The organism is Mycobacterium sp. NGS57 (assembly GCF_059812405.1).
Genome location: NZ_JCALCP010000010.1, coordinates 126,948 through 142,969, shown reverse-complemented (window position 1 = coordinate 142,969; position 16,022 = coordinate 126,948). Strand labels below are relative to the sequence as shown.

Annotated in this window: 14 protein-coding genes; 7 read left to right on the top strand and 7 right to left on the bottom strand. The window is 68.7% G+C overall.

Going from position 1 to position 16,022, the window contains the following annotated elements:
• Window positions 1-102 precede the first annotated feature (102 nt).
• From AC5Y43_RS19775 to AC5Y43_RS19745, 7 genes are all read right to left on the bottom strand, one after another.
• Entirely contained in the window at window positions 103-1,587 is a 1,485-nt protein-coding gene (locus tag AC5Y43_RS19775) for an aldehyde dehydrogenase family protein (RefSeq protein WP_499975204.1), read from the bottom strand.
• Between the two features lie 101 nt (window positions 1,588-1,688).
• On the bottom strand, window positions 1,689-2,906 hold the full coding sequence (locus AC5Y43_RS19770) for a cytochrome P450 (RefSeq protein ID WP_499975203.1): 1,218 nt from the start codon (window positions 2,904-2,906) through the stop codon (window positions 1,689-1,691).
• Entirely contained in the window at window positions 2,906-3,880 is a 975-nt protein-coding gene (locus AC5Y43_RS19765; RefSeq protein ID WP_499975201.1) for an SDR family NAD(P)-dependent oxidoreductase, read from the bottom strand. Before AC5Y43_RS19765 ends, AC5Y43_RS19770 begins: the two co-directional genes overlap by 1 nt.
• The gene (locus AC5Y43_RS19760; protein WP_499975199.1) at window positions 3,873-5,018 is read right to left on the bottom strand and encodes a spirocyclase AveC family protein; all 1,146 of its coding nucleotides are present in this window, start codon (window positions 5,016-5,018) and stop codon (window positions 3,873-3,875) included. The genes AC5Y43_RS19765 and AC5Y43_RS19760 overlap by 8 nt, the downstream gene beginning before the upstream one ends.
• Before the next feature lie 7 nt (window positions 5,019-5,025).
• Window positions 5,026-6,138, bottom strand: coding sequence for an ABC transporter substrate-binding protein (locus AC5Y43_RS19755; RefSeq protein WP_499975198.1), 1,113 nt, complete (start codon window positions 6,136-6,138; stop codon window positions 5,026-5,028).
• 83 nt (window positions 6,139-6,221) lie between these two features.
• Complete coding sequence (locus tag AC5Y43_RS19750) at window positions 6,222-7,076, bottom strand: CbbQ/NirQ/NorQ/GpvN family protein (RefSeq protein WP_499975196.1); 855 nt, start codon at window positions 7,074-7,076, stop codon at window positions 6,222-6,224.
• Window positions 7,077-7,188: 112 nt separating this feature from the next.
• Complete coding sequence (locus AC5Y43_RS19745) at window positions 7,189-8,838, bottom strand: nitric oxide reductase activation protein NorD (RefSeq protein ID WP_499975386.1); 1,650 nt, start codon at window positions 8,836-8,838, stop codon at window positions 7,189-7,191.
• A gap of 181 nt (window positions 8,839-9,019) precedes the next feature.
• Here AC5Y43_RS19745 and AC5Y43_RS19740 point away from each other — a divergent pair, with 181 nt between their 5' ends.
• From AC5Y43_RS19740 to AC5Y43_RS19710, 7 genes are all read left to right on the top strand, one after another.
• Window positions 9,020-10,009: an SDR family NAD(P)-dependent oxidoreductase gene (locus AC5Y43_RS19740; RefSeq protein WP_499975195.1), complete on the top strand. Its 990-nt coding sequence runs from the start codon at window positions 9,020-9,022 to the stop codon at window positions 10,007-10,009.
• A 12-nt stretch (window positions 10,010-10,021) separates the two neighbouring features.
• Window positions 10,022-11,173 carry an acyl-CoA dehydrogenase family protein gene (locus AC5Y43_RS19735; RefSeq protein WP_499975193.1) on the top strand — a complete coding sequence of 384 codons (1,152 nt, stop codon included), beginning with the start codon at window positions 10,022-10,024 and terminating at the stop codon, window positions 11,171-11,173.
• Window positions 11,170-12,258 carry an acyl-CoA dehydrogenase family protein gene (locus tag AC5Y43_RS19730; protein ID WP_499975191.1) on the top strand — a complete coding sequence of 363 codons (1,089 nt, stop codon included), beginning with the start codon at window positions 11,170-11,172 and terminating at the stop codon, window positions 12,256-12,258. The genes AC5Y43_RS19735 and AC5Y43_RS19730 overlap by 4 nt, the downstream gene beginning before the upstream one ends.
• 2 nt (window positions 12,259-12,260) lie before the next feature.
• A complete protein-coding gene (locus AC5Y43_RS19725) occupies window positions 12,261-12,908 on the top strand; it encodes a nitroreductase family protein (protein ID WP_499975385.1) in 648 nt (215 codons plus the stop codon).
• A gap of 147 nt (window positions 12,909-13,055) precedes the next feature.
• The gene (locus AC5Y43_RS19720; protein WP_499975189.1) at window positions 13,056-14,366 is read left to right on the top strand and encodes a TetR/AcrR family transcriptional regulator; all 1,311 of its coding nucleotides are present in this window, start codon (window positions 13,056-13,058) and stop codon (window positions 14,364-14,366) included.
• Window positions 14,367-14,443: 77 nt separating this feature from the next.
• On the top strand, window positions 14,444-15,286 hold the full coding sequence (locus AC5Y43_RS19715) for an SDR family oxidoreductase (RefSeq protein ID WP_499975186.1): 843 nt from the start codon (window positions 14,444-14,446) through the stop codon (window positions 15,284-15,286).
• 91 nt (window positions 15,287-15,377) lie between these two features.
• On the top strand, window positions 15,378-16,022 hold the full coding sequence (locus AC5Y43_RS19710; protein ID WP_499975183.1) for an SDR family oxidoreductase: 645 nt from the start codon (window positions 15,378-15,380) through the stop codon (window positions 16,020-16,022).

The following is a 16,022-nucleotide window of genomic DNA, read 5'->3' as shown; positions in this document are numbered from 1 at the left end:
GCCGAGCGTCCGCAAAATGCCACGCGCGGCGGCGTGTCTGCGTGCAGACCCGCGCGTCCCCCGCAAGCGGGGGGACCCCACGCGGCAGGTGAGGGTGGCGGGTCAGCCGGCGGGGTAGGCGACCGACTTGATCTCGGTGTACTGGTCGAACCCGGCGACGCCGTTCTGGCGCCCGATGCCACTTTCCTTGTAGCCGCCGAACGGGGCGTCGGCGGCGTACGCGGCACCGCCGTTGACGCCCATGAAGCCGGCCTTGATCCGGCGGGTCACCGACAGCGCGCGCTCGAGCGAACCGGCGAACACGTTGCCGGCCAAGCCGTACACGCTCTCGTTGGCGATCCGGATCGCGTCCTCCTCGTCGTCGAACGGGATGACCGACAGCACCGGGCCGAAGATCTCCTCCTGCGCGATCGTCATCTTGTTGTCCACGTTGGTGAAAAGCGTTGGCCTGATGAAGTATCCCTTGTCGAAGCCGGTCTCGGCGCCGGGACCACCGACCAGCGCGGTCGCACCCTCGTCGACACCCTTCTGGATGTAGCCGGTCACCCGCTCGAACTGGCGCTGCGAGATCACCGGCCCGCACAGGGTGCCGGGGTCCTGCGGGTCGCCCGGCATCACGTTCTCGTAGATGTTCTTGAGGATCTCGACGCCCTCGTCGTAGCGGGACCGCGGCAGCAGCAGCCGAGTGGGGTTGGCGCAACCCTGACCGGCGTGCATGCAGGGCGCGATGCCGACCATGCAGGCCGTCCCGAAGTCCGCGTCCTCGAGGACGATGGTGGCCGACTTGCCGCCGAGCTCGAGGAACAGCCGCTTCATGGTGGCCGCGCCCTTTTCCATGATCCGCTTGCCCACCACGGTCGAGCCGGTGAACGAGATCAGGTCGACCTTCGGCGACAGCGTGAGCTCTTCGCCCACAAAGTGATCCGACGCGGTGACGACGTTGACGACACCGGCGGGGATGTCGGTCTTCTCGGCGATCAGCCGGCCCAGCCGGTTCGCGTTGAACGGGGTGTTCGGCGCCGGCTTGAGCACCACGGTGTTGCCGCTGCCCAGCGCCTGGCCGAGCTTGTTGAGGGTGACCTCGAACGGGAAGTTCCACGGCACGATCGCACCGACCACACCGACCGGCTCGCGCCACACCTTGATGGTGGTGTTCGCGCCGGTGAGGCTGATCACCCGGTCGCCCAGGTCGGTCTCCCAGGCATACGAGTCGATCAGCCGGGCGGGATACTTCAACCCGTCCGCCAGCGGGGCATCCAGCTGGGGCCCGAAGGTGATGGCGCGGGGCGAGCCGACCTCGAGGATGAGCTCCTCGCGCAGCTCTTCCTTCTCGGACTCGATCGCCTCGTGCAGCTGCAGCAGGCAGCGCTTGCGCAGCTCCTTGTTGGTCGACCAGTCGGTCTCGTCGAAGGCGCGCCGGGCGGCGTCGATGGCACGGTGCATGTCCGCCTTCGAGGCGTCCGAAACCTCGCCGAGGGATTCCTCCGTGGCCGGGTTGATGTTGGTGAAGGACCCGGCCCGGCCCTCGACGAGCTTGCCGTCGATCATCATCTTCGGCTCGAAGCGAACCTTTACAGCCTCGGTCATATCTGTCACTCTCTTCTGGATCGTTGCGGGGGCGCCATACGTTTATGGAGAGCCTTACCGGAAACTAGCCGATTGGCAAGTTGCAACCTTGTCCGGGCCGGTTATTGCGGGTCGAACAGCACCGGCACCGACGTCGGGGACCGGAACACCTGACCCCGGATGTGCGGATCGTCGCCGTCGGGATCCAGCCGCAGGTTGGGCAGCCGGTCCAGCAATAGGTTGATGGCGGTGCGCATCTCCAGCCGCGCCAGATGCATGCCGAGGCACACGTGCACGCCGTGCCCCCAGCCCAGGTGCGAGCGGGCCTCGCGGTGGATGTCGAAGGTGTCGGGATCGGGATAGCGATCCTCCTGCCGGTTCGCGGAACCGAGCATCGGCATCACCGTAGCCCCGGCCGGGATGGCAACGCCGCCGAGTTCTGTGTCCCGCGTGGCCACCCGGGTGATGGTCAGCAGCGGCGGTTCCCACCGCACGCCCTCCTCGATGGCCTGCGGCAGCAACGAGCGGTCCGCACGGATGGCGTCCAGCTGCGCGGGGTCGGACAGCAGCGCCAAAAGCAGGCTGCCCAGCGACCGATAGGTCGTCTCCACGCCGGCGGGCAGCAGCAGTCGCAAGAACGAGAAGATCTCCTCGTCCGCGAGCTTCTCCCCGTCGATCTCGGCCGCGGCGAGCGCGCTGATCAGATCGTCCTTCGGCTCGGCGCGGCGGGCCTCGAGGATCGGCGCGAAGTAGTCGCACAACGCCGCCGAGGCCGCCAGTCCGCGTTCCGGGTTCATCAGCCAGCTCAGCAGCGAAATCGACCACCGCTGGAACTGCGGGTAGTCCTGTTCCGGCAAGCCCAGCAGCCCCGCGATGATCTGGCTGGGGTAGTCGAAGGTGAACTCCTTGACCAGGTCCGCCTTGCCGTTGGGCGCGAACTTGTCGATCAGGCCGTTGGCCACCCGGGCGACCAACTCGTCTTGCCAGCGCGCCAATGACTTCTGCGAGAACGCCTTCGACACCAGCGACCGCAGCCGGCCGTGGATCGGCTCATCCATGCCGAGCATCACGCCCTCACCCAGCACCGGTCCAAACGCGGCGATGACGGCCGACGAGGAAAACGTCTCGTTGTCGCGCAGCATCTGCTGGATGTCCTCGTGGCGGTACACGATGAACATCGGCAACCCTTCCTCGTGCGGCAGCGCCCCCGACGTCTCGAGCCGCTGCACCGGTTCCTCGCGGCGCAGCCGCGCCAGTTCGGTGTAGGGGTCGCGCACGTCGCCGGAGATCGCGTCGTCGAAGGCGCCGAAGTCGTCCAGGTCGTCGAAAAGCTGTTCCATCACTGCTCCTTTGATGCCAAGCGCCGCAGCAACGGCTGCGGAATGACGCGCGCGACGAGCACCATCGCCTTCTGCCCCGTCGTCAACGGCCATGCTCCGCCCCGCATCGACCCCTGCCTGGGGATGCCCAGCACGATCCGCGACATATGGTGCATGCCCGGTGCCGGCAGAATCCTGTTGAGCGCCAACAGCATCGAGGCGTCCGGGCCCACGCCGCGGCGGCGGAACGGCTTATGGTCATCGAGCGCCTTGACCAGGCCGTCGGTGAACCGCTCGGGCGGGCGGGCCAACTTCATCGCGAAGCGCCCGCGGCTGTTCATCGTGGTGTGCAGCCGCGCGTACGGGCCCGCGAAGTTGCGATCGTCGGTGGTGCCCGCGTCGGTGATGATCTCGGTGTCATAGGTGCCCGACACCAAAACGGTTACCCCGAGGCCGAAGGGCGCGATCTCGCACGCCATCGATTCACCCCAGCGCTCCAGCGCGCCCTTGGCCGCCGAGTAGGGCGCGGTGGCCGGCTGGCCGCGCACCCCGGCGGTGCTGGCCACCAACACAATCCGTCCTTCGCCCGCCGCCCGCATGGACGGCAGCAGGGCCTTGGTGAGTTCGACCGGCCCCAGGACGGTGGTGGCAAACATCTTCTGCCACAACGCCGTGTCGGCCTCCTCTACCATCCCGGCGGCGGAGATCCCGGCGTTGTGTACCACGGCGTACGGTGCGCCGACGGCCCCTTCGATCGCCTTGGCCGCCGCGGCGATCGAGGCGGAGTCCAGCAGGTCGAGTTGCACGCCGATCAGCCGGTCGTCGTCGGGGGGCGCCCCGTGGTCCTGAATGGCCTCCCGCAGCACCGGCATTGCCTTGTCCGGGTCGCGCATGGCCGCGACCACGCGCCACCCGTCGCGGTAGAGGCGCACGGCCGAGGCGAATCCCAGCCCGCGCGACGCCCCGGTGATGACGGCGGTGCGCGGCTCAGCCATGCTTGCCCGGAGCAGAGGTCGTCGCACACGGGCCATCCCCCGGCGGCGGCGGATCGACGTGGGGCCGGCCGTTGGGCTCCCCACTCGCCCAGGTCGACCAGATGCCGACCGAGTACGGGCCCTGCGCGCCCGCCTTCTCGTAATAGCCTTGCGGGTCATACACTTTGGCCTCCGGATACGGCCACGGGCACGCCACCGACGTCGCGGAATGGGTGGCCTTGATGACCCAGAACCAGGTGCCGTAGGCGAAGTAGGACACGTTGATGATCACGAACATCACCAGGAACGTGCCGAGCACCGGGCGCGTCGGGAAGAGCCTGGCCTTGGCGGCCAGCTTCTCGGCCACCGATTTACCCGTGTCGTCGCGATAGACCAGGATCGCCGCGGGCACCATCACGAAGCACACCGAGAACGACTCCCAGATCAGCGGAAACTGGAACGTGGTGCCAGTGAACACCGAGCCCCACGGGATCACCTGCGAGTAGATGTACATGCCGAAGTGGACGAGCTGAATCTCCAGGAACGCGTCGAAGACGAAACCGATGGCGAGGACTATGGCGCCCAGGCAGAGCAGGGGGTGCCGCGACACGAAGTGCTCGGGGCCTTTCCTTGCCTGCAGCTTGCGCAGGATCCAGACCGCCGGGAAGTACGGGCCGAAATAGAACATCACGTAGCCGAATACGACGAACGGCTCGACGGTCGGCGAAATCGACACCAGCGGCCACGATTCCGGCCAGTGGATGAGGTCGGGGTTGTACACCGCGAACGGGGCCCAGTTCATGATCGGGTCCTGCCACACGATCAAGGTGGTGCACAGGAACATCAGCATGCCCGGGCTGCCCGGGTTGCGCCGCCAGCCCCGGATGAAAACCACCAGCAGCACCAGCAGCATGATCACAGTGGAGACGTGCAGGAACGTGATGTAGTCCAGGCCGAAGAGGAACTTGACCGGCCGCGGCCGGCCCTGCACGTTCGGGTTGGCGACGCGCGGGTCGAGCGCGGTGCGCATGTTCGCGATGAAGAAGAGCACGAACGCCGCCAGGGCGGCGCCGGCGAGCCAGCCGCCCCAGCCGCGCTTGCCGTCCCGGGCTGTCGGCTTGTCCTGCGCGGCAAGGGGTGTGGATTGGTCGGTACTCATGCGCGTCTCACTCTCCGAAGCGATCGACCAAATGCGAGTTGACGCCGTCGGCGTCCAGGGTCCGCGCCACCAGGTAGCCGGCCCCCATCCACGCCCGCCGCGTCCACTTGCCGAACGACACCCGGGTGCCGGGGGCGCCGGAGGCGGCGGGCATCATCTTCACCCGCTCCAGCGCTTCCTTGACCCCGCGCGGGCTGAGCGGGTGCGCGTCGGTGAACGCGCGCACCAGGGTCGCGGCGACGTCGCGGTTGACCACGGTCACGCAGAACTCGGGGCGACTCCCGTCGTACTTCGCCGCGTAGCTGTCGAGGAAGTCCTGGCCGATCCGGTTCGCCTCGTCGTACTGGTCGACACCGGTCCAGCCCATGAAGGCGTTCCACATGATCGGGTTCACCCACGCGTTCTGCCAGGCGGTGGTGGTGAAGCGGGGCGGGTCCCAGCCGAGGACCTCGAGCGCCGGGTTGATGAAGACGATTCCGAAGCCGAAGCCCAGGTGCACGATCGCCTCGGCCTTCGCTTCGTGCAGCGTCCGCACCGCGGCGTTGATGTCCTGAGCCGTCTGGGCGATAGCGACTTCCGCCACGATCCGAATGTTTTGGCGCCGGCAGGCGCTTCGCAGGTTCTTCAGGTAGCTCTCACCGACGAGGCTCTGCTCGACCAGGACACCGATCTCGCCGAGCCCGCGCTTGGCGATGAGGTCGGCCAGGAAGATGGGTTCGTCGGTCATCGATCCCTGGGGGAACGAGAAGGTCCACTCGCCCAGCCAGTCGTCGGTACCGGTCACGCTGATCGCGGGCACCTTGAACCGCTCCTCGATCGCCTCGCGCAACGGCACGCAGTTGTCGGTGATGTTCGGCCCGAAGACCACCAGGCAGCCCTCGTCGACGAGTTCGCCGTAGGCGTCGATCACCGCCTTGACCGAGCCCTTGGGCAGGCCCTCGACCTCGCGGTAGATCATCTGCACCGGGCGGTCCATCAGGCCGTGGGCGACGGCCTCTTCGAAGACGAGGTCGAAGGTCTGGGTGAAGGAGGCAAACAGCTCCTCCGGGAACCCCGGCGGGAGGGTGAAGTCCATCAGGTAGCCGACCTTGATCGGCTCAGCGCTGCTCTCGTAGGACATCCGACCTCCAGGGTGACGAACTCACGCGCGCCCGGCTACAAACCTAATATTTGTTCAGAGACTAGCGGCGGCGGTATGCAGCGTCAATCATTCGCCGGCTCACCCAGGTAGAGGTCGATCATCTCGGACAGGCCCCGGCCGACCGCCGCGTCGTCGGTCAGCGGTCCGGCGATCGCGGCCAGGGCCGCCTCGCGCATGGTCAGGCCCTCGGCGATCAGCCGGCCCGCCGCGATCAGCACCCGGGTAGACGCGACCTCACGCAGCCCGCCGGTCTCCAGGCGGCGGATGGCCTGCCCGAAGCGCACCAGTTCGGCGGCGGTGGCGGCGTCCACGCCGGCCTCGTGCGCGACGATGCCCTCCTCGACATCGGCTGCGGGGAAACCGAATTCGATCGCCACCATCCGCTGCCTCGTCGAGTCCTTCAGGTCCTTGAGCACGCTCTGATAGCCCGGGTTGTAGGACACCACCAGGCCGAACCCGGGCGCCGCGTCCAGCGTGACACCGAGCCGCTCGATGGGCAGCTGCCGCCGGTAATCGGCGAGCGGATGCAGCACCACCGTGGTGTCCTGGCGGGCCTCCACCACCTCGTCCAGGTAGCAGATCGCACCCTCGCGCACCGCTCTGGTCAGCGGCCCGTCCGCCCACACCGTCTCGTCGCCCTGCAGCAGATACCGGCCGACCAGGTCCGCGGTGGTGAGGTCGTCGTGGCAGGCGACGGTGATCAGCGGCCGGCCCAGGTCGTGGGCCATCGCCTCGACGAAGCGGGTCTTGCCGCACCCCGTCGGTCCCTTCAACACGAGCGCCAGGCCCTGCCGGTAGGCGGCCTTGAAGACGGCCTCCTCGCTGCCGATCGCCGTGTAGTAGGGCCGCATCTCTGATCCTCCGTCCGCATCGGACGGAGCACCGTTCCGGTAAGCAACGCCGGACTCGTTGGCCATAGTTTCCCTTCCGTGTTGATGGGAGCCTAACCGGAACAGATGTTTGTTTCAAGCCCCGTGGGGTGACCGGCTTCCGGGCGCCGGCACGCCAACTGCGTTCTGCGACATGGCATCACGAAACCTTCCGGCGGACCTCCGCCGAGCGCAGTGCCGAGCGGAACAGCGGCCCGATGACGCCTGCGAGCAGATCGGGGCGCGCGATCGTCGCATGCGCGGCGCTGCCGAAGACCCTGCGCAGCGAATGCACGTCGGTCCCCGCGCCGATCGTCAGGCACACGCACCCGGTCCCGCGGCGGCGCGCCTCGGTCAGGGCGCGCCGGGCGTCCGCGGCGCCGTAGGGCCGCTCGTAGCCGTGGTCGTAGGCGAGCCCGTCGGACAACACCACCAACAGCCGCCGTGACGTGCCGCCCCGGGCCTCGAGGACCGCCGAGCCGTGCCGGATGGCCGCACCCAGCCGCGAGTATGCGCCGGGCTCCAGGCTGTTCAGCCGCCGCATGACGTGCGCGTCGAGGTGGTCGTCGAATCGCTTGACCGGCACCATGCTCACCGCGCGGCGGCCCTGGGAGTAATAGGCGTACAGCGCCACCCGGTCGCCCAGGTCGTGCAGCGCGACGGTCAGGTTGGCTACCGCCGCGCGTTGCTGTTCGTGCACCGTCCGGCCCACGGTCCCGGGCTCGGCCGCCGAACCCGACACGTCCAGGAGCAGCAGCACCGACAGGTCGCGCCGGCGCCGCAGGCTGTCGAGGTAGACCGCCTCGTCGGGAACCGATCCGGCCAGCACCTCGACGCGGGCTTCCACGGCCGCGTCGATGTCGATGTCGTCGCCCTGCGGCTGGCGGTGCCGGCGGTGCAGACCCATCCCGAGCCGCGACAACGGGCGCCGCACGCCGATGGCGTCGTCGATCGCCTGGGTCGCGGCCGGCTTGATTTTCGCCTCGACCTCGCGCACGGTGCACCACGCGGGCCGGTAGGCCCTGCGCGCCGCGTCCCACTCCGGATACGTCACGCCCTCGGCTTTGACGTCTTCGCTGTTGCTGTCGTCGCTCGACGTGGTAGCCAGCGACGACACGGCATGCAGGCCCCGGTTCGTGGCGTTCGTCCGATGCGTCGGGGTATCCGCGCCGGGCGGCCCGCCGCCGCTGCCGGTCTTACGGGCGGACGACAGCATCTTCTTCAGCCACTTGCCGATGAAACCGCCCCCGCCGACCGGACTGGAAAAGAGATCCGGCTCGTCGGAATCGTCGATCGTGCCGTCGTCAAGCTCCTCGAGTTCGTTCGCGGCGGGACGGCGCGGGACGTGCTGCGGGCTTTCCTGCTCCGGTTGCCTGGCTGCCCGCGAGGACGCGGCCAACACCTTCGCGGCGCGGATCACGCCGAATTCCGGTGGCGGGGCGTCGATTCCCGTCTTTTCAGCGGCAATCCGCAGCGAAGCGTCGGGCGAATCGCTGCGACCGGCGATGTCGCGGTCGCCCACCGACGTCAGGATGCCCGGCAGCAGGGCGCAGTTGGCGACCAGCGCACGGTGGCCCTCGACCGCCAGGTACCGCCTGGCCACCCCGGGCCGGCGGACAAGGGAACGCACGACGTCGGGCTCCAGGCTGCCCGCCGCGAGCATCGACGCCTGCACCGCGATCGCCTCGAGCTGCCCGCGACCCCGCGCGTCCGCACCCACGTAGATCGTCTGGCCGTCCGTCCAGGCGGGTTCGCCCGGTTTCAGCTCGTCGACCGCCACGGCCCTGCCCGCGAGTGCGGAGGCGAGCATGACGAGCCCCTGCAGCCGGTCGCCCCCCGCCTCATCCACCACGCCCGACCTCCGAACCCATGACCATGTTGACCAAATATCTGTTCCACCGTAAAGTCCGCTGCGACTGCAAGTCAATCGGGTCGGTTGTCTGCACGCTTGTCTGATGTCGTCCGTCCCTTGACTTAGCCGGGAGCACACCATGATTGACTTCACCGGCCGGGTGGCCGTCGTCACCGGTGCCGGCCGCGGACTCGGCCGGCTCTACGCGCTCGACCTCGCCCGCCGCGGCGCCGCGGTGGTGGTCAACGACCTCGGCGGGTCGATGCGCGGCCTCCCGGATGAGGCCGCCGACTCGCGCGTCGCCGACGAGGTGGTCGACGAGATCACGAAGGCCGGCGGCAGGGCGATCGCCTCCTACGAGTCGGTCGACAGCCCGGCGGGCGGCCGGGCGATCGTGGACGCCGCGGTCGACACCTTCGGGCGCCTCGACGCGGTCGTCAGCAACGCCGGGATCTTCGGCACCGTGCCCTTCGAAGACCTCTCGCCCGACGAGTGGACCCGGATGCTGCGCGTGCATCTCGACGGCGGCTTCTACCTGTCCCAGCCCGCCTACCGCGTGATGAAGAACAACGGCGGCGGGCGGTTCGTGTTCATCTCGTCGTCGGCCGGAATCTTCGGCCAGCCCATGGAGGCCCACTACGCGGCGGCCAAGGCGGGTCTGGTCGGTCTGACGAACGTGATCGCGATCGAGGGCGAAGCGCACGGAATACTCGCCAATTCCGTGATGCCCACCGGCTTCTCGCGCATGGTCACCGAAACCGTCGGCGACGAGAAATTCCTGGCCGAATCCGGCTTCATGCGCGCGATCCGGCCCGAACTCGTCGTGCCGCTGGTCACCTTCCTGGCCAGCCGCGCCTGCACCTTCACCCATCGCAACTACTCGGCCGCCGCCGGACGCTACGCGAGAGTGTTCGTCGGCCTGAGCGAGGGCTGGCTGGCCGACCCCGACACCGAACCGACGGCCGAAGACATCCAGGCGCACCTCGAGCAGATCTCGGCCACCGACCGCTTCATCGTGCCCGCGTCGATCGTCGACGAGGTGCTGGAGGTCTGCGCGCGACGCGGCGTCAGCGCGATGCCGGGCGACGCGGACGTCGCGTTCCCCGAACCCGGGCGAGACACGAGCTAGAGTCGACAAGCCGTGGATTTCTCCTACCCAGCGGAAGTGGAAAAATTCCGCACCGAATTGCGTGACTGGCTGTCGGCGAACCTGACCGACGAGCTGATCGCCGCCCGGCGCCCCGCCGGCCACGACGACGCGGCGTTCGCGAAGCAGCGCGCGTGGAATCGCACCATGGCCGACGCGGGCTGGGCGGCCGTGTCGTGGCCCCTCGAATACGGCGGCCGGGGCGCGACGATCCTCGAGCAGCTCGTCTACACCGAGGAGACCACCCGCGCCCGGGCGCCGTTGCCGCTCAACGTCATCGGCATGAACAACATCGCCCCGGCGATCATGCAGTACGGCACCGAATCCCAGAAGACGACGCTGCTCCCCCGGATGATGCGCGCCGACGACATCTGGTGCCAGGGCATGTCGGAGCCCGAAGCCGGGTCCGACCTCGCGTCGCTGCGCACCCGGGCGGTGCGCGACGGTGACGAGTTCGTCGTCGACGGCCAGAAGATCTGGACCTCGCTGGGGCATCGCGCGCAGTGGTGCCAGCTGTACGTGCGCACCGATCCCGAAGCTCCCAAGCACAAGGGGATCTCCTGCCTGATCGTCGACATGAGCCTGCCCGGCATCGAGGTCCGCCCGCTCGTCACACTCAACGGCGACACCGACTTCGCCGAGGTGTTCTTCCGCGACGTGCGGGTACCCACCGGCGCGCTGCTCGGGCCGCTGAATGGGGGCTGGCAGGTGGCCACCACGACGCTCAGCCACGAGCGCGCGGGCGCCGCCAGGCTGTACGCCGAAATGCAGGTGCGGCTCGAGGAACTGGTGGACGACATTGCGGCGGCGGGCGCACCGGACGACCCCGTGACGTTGCGGCGCCTCGGCGAAATCGCCGTCCGCATCAAGTATCTCGAGGTCCTCTGCCAGCGGTCGATCTCGGCCGCGCTGCACGGCGGCCCGGACAGCGCCGCCTTCGCCACGGCCAGCCTCGCCAAGACCGTGTGGGGGGAGATCGGGCAAGAGCTGGCCGCCCTGGCCTTCGACGTGCTCGGCACCCGCGGCGAAAATGCCCCGTGGGCGAACTACCGCCTGACGTCGCGCTCGCTGACCATCGCGGGCGGCACCACGCAGATCAACAAGAACATCACCGCGCAGCGCGTCCTGGGGTTGCCGCGCGCATGAACCTCGAACTCACCGACGAGCAGGTCGCGCTGCGCGACACCACGCGGCGCTTTCTCGCCGAAAAGGCATCCATTCCAACCCATGTGCGACCGCTGCTCGACGATCCGACCGGGACCGACGAAGCCGTGTGGCGCGGTCTTGCCGAACTCGGAACGACCGGGCTGCTCGTGCGGGAGGAATACGGCGGGGCAGGCATGACGATGGTCGAGGCCGGCGTCGTCGCCGAGGAGCTCGGGGCCGCGCTGCATCCGGGGCCGTGGCTGTCGACAGCGGTGGCCGCCCCGCGCGCACTGACCCGGCTTGGCGCCGGCGTCGCCGGCGCGGAGCTGTTGACCGGGATCGCCGACGGCAGCTCGATCGCCACCGTCGGATTTCTCGACACGGGCGCCGGTCCCGTCACCGCCGCCCCCGACGCCACCTTGCGGGGCGAGATCGCCTCGGTGCCCGACGCCGCGGCCGCAGACGTCCTGTTGACACTCGCCGAGGATGCCGACGGCACCGCGCTTTTCGCCGTGAACACCGGCTCGGCCGGGGTTTCGGTGTCGCCCGAACACGGGATCGACCAGACCCGCAAGCGGTTTCGCGTCACGCTCGACGCGGTACCCGCACGGCGACTGGCCGCGGCCGCGCCGGACGACGTCGCGGCGGTGGTCGACGACGTGTTGATCGCCCGTGCCGCCGACGCGCTCGGAGCCGCACGCGCGGTCATGGGCCTGGCCGTCGAATACGCCAAGGTCCGAACGCAATTCGGGCACGCCATCGGCTCGTTCCAGTCAGTCCAGCACCTGTGCGTCGATATGTACGAAACGGTCGAGCTGGCCCGCAGCGGCGTGATCCACGCGCTGTGGGCCGCCGACGCGGCCCCCGGCGAACGGCACCTCGCCGCGCTGCGGGCCAAGGCCTTCGCCGGGCGGCTGGCCACCGTGGGCGACACCGCCATCCAGGTGTTCGGGGGCATCGGCTACACGTGGGAACACGATGCCCACCTCTACCTCAAGCGGCTGCTGAGTTGGAGCGGGCTGCTCGGTGGCCCCGATCGCTACCTCACCGAAATCGGTGCGCGCCTTACCAACCGGGGAGCATGACCATGGACATCGAGCACCTGCTCACCGCCACCCGCTCGGCGCGCAAGACGCTCGACGTCGGCGCTCCGGTCGACATGGACGAGATTCGCGAGTGCCTGCGCATCGGCCTGCAGGCGGCCAACGGCTCGAACCAGCAGTCCTGGCGGTGGCTGGTGGTCACCGACCCCGCGTCGCGCACCACGATCGCCGAGCTGTACCGCGAGGCGTATCTGTTGCGGGTCGGGGGGCAGATGATCGCCGACCTGATGCCGGCGGGCACTCCGGAGACCCGGATCATGTCGTCGACGGAGTGGTTGGTCGAGAACATGGCGTCGGTGCCGTTGCTGGTCATCCCCTGCTACGAGCCCTACCTGCCGCGCATCGACGGCGACGAGTCGTTCTATCAGGCGACGCTGTACGGCTCGATCTTCCCGGCGGTGTGGAACTTTCAGCTCGCCCTGCACACCCGCGGCTACGGGACGTGCGTCACGACCCTGCACCTGCACCGCGAGGCGGAGGTGCGCGAGCTGCTCGGCATTCCGGCCACCTACACCCAGGGCTGCCTGTTGCCGGTGGCCCGCCTGCGCGCCGGGCACACCTTTCGGCCGGCCCGCCGGCGGCCCCTCGACGACGTGGTCGCGCGCGACCGCTGGGACGGTTCCGCGTTCTAGAATGGGCCCGTCAGCGCTTTGCGCAGCGCGTTTGTTCCACCGGGGTCTGATAATCTCTAACAAAGATTTGGTTCGGCGGGAGTCCAGTGGGAGTGCGATGCGTATGCGTGCGAAACCGCAGTCGTCCCGAATTGCGCGCCCCTAGCCATGACCAAAGCCGAGTCATCGGTCAAGGGCCGGCCGGCGGCCGCGGGCCACATGGATAGCGCCTCCGACGACTCCGGCACGCGGCGCACCGAGATCCTGCAGACCGCCGCGACGCTGATCGCCTCCTCGGGGCTGCGCACGTCGCTGCAGGAGATCGCGGACGCGGCGGGCATTCTCCCCGGCAGCCTCTACCACCATTTCGAGTCCAAAGAGGCGATCCTCGTCGAGTTGATCCGCCGCTACCAGGACGAGCTGAACCGCATCGGGCAGACCGCCCAGGCCCGGCTGGACGAGCCCGACTCGCGACCGGTTTCCGAGCAGATCGTCGAGCTGGGCACGGCGATCGCCAACTGCGCCGTGCGGCACGGCGCCGCCCTGCAGATGTCCTTCTACGAGGGGCCGAGCGCCGATCCCCAGCTCATCGAGCTGACCCAGCAGCAGCCGGCGGCCATTCAGGAGGCGATGCTGCAAACGCTGCGCGCCGGCCGCTGGAGCGGCTACATCAAGCCCGACATCGACCTGCCGACGCTGTCCGACCGCATCTGCCAGACCATGCTGCAGGTCGGGCTCGCCGTCATGCGCCACAATTCGCCGGCCAACCAGGTGGCCGAGCTGCTGTGCCGAATCATCTTGCAAGGCTTGACAACCCGGCCCTTCACCGATTCGGCGTTGGACCGGTCCAAGGCCTTCGCGGCCGCCAAAGACGTCATCGCCACCTGGGCCGACGACGGCGACACCGATCCCGACGACAAGGCCGCCCACGTCCTCGCCGTCGCGCGCGCGGAGTTCGGCCGCCGCGGCTACGAGGTCACCACCATCCGGGACATCGCGTCGGCGGCCGGCCTCGGCACCGGGACGGTCTACCGGGTGATCGGCTCCAAGGACGAACTGCTCGCCGCGATCATGGAATCGTTCGGGCGCAAGGTCGAGGCCGGGTGGGTCGCCGTGCTGCGCTCGGAAGCCACCGCGATCGAAAAGCTGGACGCCCTGAGCTGGGTCAACGTCAACGCCCTCGATCGTTTCTCCGACGAGTTCAGGATTCAGCTGGCCTGGATGCGCCAATCCCCGCCGAACACGCCCAACCCCGGCTGGCTGTATGCGACGCGCCTTCGGCAGATGAAATCGCTGCTCTCCGAAGGGATCCGGTCCGGCGAGATCACGATCGACGCCCCGTCCACCACGATGCTGGCGCGCTGCCTGATCGGGTTGCAGTGGATACCGGAGAACATCCTGCGCGCCATCGGCAAGCGCGCGGCGCTGGTGCACGCCCGCGACACCGTCCTGCGCGGAGTCGCGGTTCGGGGCAATTAGGTATTGAACCTAATAACTGTTCTACATACAGTAGGGCGACTAGAATCTGATTGGCAGATAACGAGAAGGGGATTTCCATGACCATTGTCGATCGCTTGCGCTACGACGGCAAGCGTGCGCTGGTAGTCGGTGGCGCGACGGGCATGGGCGCCGCCGCGGCCAAGTCGGCGGCCGAACTCGGCGCCGAAGTCATCGTGATGGACTACGCGCCGGTGGACTTTCACGTCGCCCAGTCCGTCCAGGTGGACCTGCGCGACCCCGCGTCCATCGATTCCGCCCTCGAGCAGGTCAAGGGCCCCATCCACGCGGTGTTCTCCGCCGCCGGCGTCGCCGACGGAACCATCGACCTGATGAAGATCAACTTCATCGGCCACCGCCACCTGATCGACCGCCTGCTGGAAAAGGACCAATTGCCCAACGGGTCGGCCATCTGCTTCATTTCCTCGGTCGCCGGCATGGGTTGGGAGAACGACCTGGACCTGATGCTGGAATTCCTGGCCACGCCGGACTTCGCGGCGGCCGAGGCGTGGTGCCAGGCGCACGAGGCCGACGGGATCAACCACTACGGCACCAGCAAGAAGGTGATCAACACCTACGTGGCGACCCAGGGCTACCCGCTGGCGAAGAAGGGAATTCGCATCAATGCGATCTGCCCCGGCCCGACCGACACCCCGCTGGCCCAGGCCAACGCCGACCTGTGGCTGTCCTTCGCCCAGGACTACCGCGACGAGACGGGCTCCAAGGTGCACACGCCCGAGCAGATGGGCGACGTGATGGCCTTCCTCAACAGCGAGGCGGCGTGCGGCGTCAGCGGCGTCACCTTGCTCGTGGACTCCGGCCACACCATGGCCTCGATGACCGGCGCCTACGCGCCGGGCAAGCCGATCATCGACATCATCATGGGCAAGGTGAAGCTCTAACTCCGCTTTTCTTCCCGCCAGACTGTTAACTGCCGAGAGCTCGAGGTTTGCGTCGCTAGGTGCAGTCTCGCGGGAAAGTACCGTGGAGCCCATGGCACGCATCGTCGTCATCGGCGGCCACGGCAAGGTCGCGCTGCAGTTGGCCCGGATCCTGTCCCAGCGCGGCGACGAGGTGAGCTCGGTCTTCCGCAACCCCGAGCACGCCGACGACGTCGCCGGCACGGGTGCGCGCCCGGTGCTGGCCGATGTCGAGCGGCTCGACACCGACGAGCTGGCCGGCATCCTCGCGGGGCACGACGCGGTCGTCTTCTCGGCCGGGGCCGGCGGCGGCGACCCGGCACGCACCTACGCCGTCGACCGCGACGCGGCGATCCGGGTGATCGACGCCGCCGCGCAGGCCGGCGTCAAGCGGTTCGTGATGGTGTCCTACTTCGGCGCCGGCCCCGATCACGGTGTGCCGCGGGATAATTCGTTCTTCCCGTACGCGGAGGCCAAAGCGGCCGCAGACGCGCACCTGCGCGCCGGCGACCTGGACTGGACGGTGCTGGGGCCGGGCCGACTCACCCTGGAGCCGGGCACCGGCCGCATCGCGATCGGCGCCGGTGACGCGGTTTCGCGGACGGACGTCGCACTCGTCGCGGCGGCCGTGTTGGCGGACGACTCGACCATCGGGCGCACCATCGACTTCAACAACGGGGACATCCCCATCGCCGAAGCGCTCCGGCCAGCGGTATAA

What these genes read in the sequence shown, in the direction of transcription:
- AC5Y43_RS19775 (WP_499975204.1), bottom strand. Translation starts at nt 1,587, where the DNA reads ATGACCGAGGCTGTAAAGGTTCGCTTCGAGCCGAAGATGATGATCGAC.
- AC5Y43_RS19770 (WP_499975203.1), bottom strand. Translation starts at nt 2,906, where the DNA reads ATGGAACAGCTTTTCGACGACCTGGACGACTTCGGCGCCTTCGACGAC.
- AC5Y43_RS19765 (WP_499975201.1), bottom strand. Translation starts at nt 3,880, where the DNA reads ATGGCTGAGCCGCGCACCGCCGTCATCACCGGGGCGTCGCGCGGGCTG.
- AC5Y43_RS19760 (WP_499975199.1), bottom strand. Translation starts at nt 5,018, where the DNA reads ATGAGTACCGACCAATCCACACCCCTTGCCGCGCAGGACAAGCCGACA.
- AC5Y43_RS19755 (WP_499975198.1), bottom strand. Translation starts at nt 6,138, where the DNA reads ATGTCCTACGAGAGCAGCGCTGAGCCGATCAAGGTCGGCTACCTGATG.
- AC5Y43_RS19750 (WP_499975196.1), bottom strand. Translation starts at nt 7,076, where the DNA reads ATGGCCAACGAGTCCGGCGTTGCTTACCGGAACGGTGCTCCGTCCGAT.
- AC5Y43_RS19745 (WP_499975386.1), bottom strand. Translation starts at nt 8,838, where the DNA reads ATGCTCGCCTCCGCACTCGCGGGCAGGGCCGTGGCGGTCGACGAGCTG.
- AC5Y43_RS19740 (WP_499975195.1), top strand. Translation starts at nt 9,020, where the DNA reads ATGATTGACTTCACCGGCCGGGTGGCCGTCGTCACCGGTGCCGGCCGC.
- AC5Y43_RS19730 (WP_499975191.1), top strand. Translation starts at nt 11,170, where the DNA reads ATGAACCTCGAACTCACCGACGAGCAGGTCGCGCTGCGCGACACCACG.
- AC5Y43_RS19725 (WP_499975385.1), top strand. Translation starts at nt 12,261, where the DNA reads ATGGACATCGAGCACCTGCTCACCGCCACCCGCTCGGCGCGCAAGACG.
- AC5Y43_RS19720 (WP_499975189.1), top strand. Translation starts at nt 13,056, where the DNA reads ATGACCAAAGCCGAGTCATCGGTCAAGGGCCGGCCGGCGGCCGCGGGC.
- AC5Y43_RS19715 (WP_499975186.1), top strand. Translation starts at nt 14,444, where the DNA reads ATGACCATTGTCGATCGCTTGCGCTACGACGGCAAGCGTGCGCTGGTA.
- AC5Y43_RS19710 (WP_499975183.1), top strand. Translation starts at nt 15,378, where the DNA reads ATGGCACGCATCGTCGTCATCGGCGGCCACGGCAAGGTCGCGCTGCAG.